The organism is Ferroplasma sp. Type II, assembly GCF_000496155.1.
In genome coordinates this window covers 18,390-19,878 of sequence record NZ_KI542738.1, presented here as the reverse complement: position 1 = coordinate 19,878, position 1,489 = coordinate 18,390, and the positions used below count along the sequence as shown (strand labels likewise).

2 protein-coding genes are annotated in these 1,489 nt (G+C 43.5%); both read right to left on the bottom strand.

The window, feature by feature from the left end; all coding sequences use genetic code 11:
• Positions 1 to 308 precede the first annotated feature (308 nt).
• Positions 309 to 485 carry a hypothetical protein gene (locus AMDU4_RS08770; protein ID WP_021787627.1) on the bottom strand — a complete coding sequence of 59 codons (177 nt, stop codon included), beginning with the start codon at positions 483 to 485 and terminating at the stop codon, positions 309 to 311.
• A gap of 585 nt (positions 486 to 1,070) precedes the next feature.
• Positions 1,071 to 1,489, bottom strand: a 419-nt coding sequence (locus AMDU4_RS08765; protein WP_290704770.1) for a hypothetical protein, incomplete at its 5' end; no start/stop codon positions are given.

Genomic DNA, 1,489 nt, shown 5'->3' with positions numbered 1-1,489 from the left:
TGACTTGTCAAAGCTGAAGTTGATTGCGATGGACTTCATTTCATAATTATGCAAACCCGGTGCAACACATCCGGTGTTGCATAGGATTTCTACGAACTACGAGGGATAGTGTAACTATTCTTCTCGCCAACATATGTGTTGAAACGATCGCCACATTCGGAGCACTTGTATCTTGAGACTTGGAAAACATTAAACGTCCATTCTTTGATTGGTTGACTTTTATTTTCTTTTCCACAAATTGGACACTTCATAGCCATGTTAGAGACCATACTTACTTTAATTTTTCTTGATCCTTCATCCGGCGGCTGTTAGAGTTCCTTGAGAAACTCTCCCACATTCCTTACTTTCCCCTTTTGTATGTCCTGCTCGCTTCTTTCCAGCTGATCCATGACATACTCGTTTTCCAAGGTTTCAATAGTAGCCTCAAGACTATCCAGATCAGATTTCTGTATGCTCACGAGTCGTGACTGTTTTGTTGTAGCCATATTATAACACACTATTCTTCCAGATTTTAATATCTTTTGGTAGGCTTCGGCTCAAATTCACCCCGACTTTCAGCCACCCCTCTTTGAGCCTTCGCCAATTACTATGTGCCCTTCGCTCGCCTGCACGCCGAGCACAGGACCCCATGCTTCGACTTCAATCAAAATTCACCCCGTCTTGCTTCCGCAATCCACCCCTCTTTTGATTTACGTCTCGCACTCTTCTTCGAGGAGCCCCTCATTCGCTATGCTCTTTCAGGGTGGTGTCCTGTGCTCGCCGCTCGTGGTGTATGTGTGGTGTTTCACACCACCCACCGCTAACGCTTACACCACTCGGTCTTGCTACGCAAGACTTCCGGCTCGCTTCGGGCACATTATTCTCTCCTGCGGAGTGCAATTAGAGGGGATAGGGAGGGGAATTTTGATCGCACAATGCCGCTTCGCTCAGTGCGGAATTACAGCAATATGAGGGGTTCTCGTGCCGTGCTGCTTTTCAATTATTCAAGTGGTAACAACTGCACGGCACTGCGACCATACCTTTTGGAAAAGGGTAGGCGAAAATAATCCTGGGAATTCCGCAAATCACTTTCATAATCTGCCTCTTAGGCGCAGTTTCATCCACTGTATCACACCCAAGGTAACAAGAGAAAACATAACACTTATAGTTATTCCTATCAGCGATGAAATGACCCACGCTATCTCGCTATTGTGTGTTGCCTGATATATAACGAAACCTAATGTGACCGTCAGAAGCAACACAGCAGTTAAGCCTCCAAATTCTATGATTTCATTACGTTTTTGTTGATCACCAGCAATTTCATAGTTTGAGAAGAGATCTAATTTCCTTTTTAGCACTTCATAATAAAAATCTATAGAGAATTGTTTTTTTGCGATTTCAAACGCGCTTCTAAAAATACCGCCTCCTGAAATGACATCAACGTCATAGAAATCTCTGAAATCAGATATTGCACGTTCAGTTATTTCTTTAATCTCTTTTACTTCCTTTC

Excerpts from the sequence above, each read along its gene's own strand:
- AMDU4_RS08770 (WP_021787627.1), bottom strand. The coding sequence starts at position 485 with ATGGCTACAACAAAACAGTCACGACTCGTGAGCATACAGAAATCTGAT.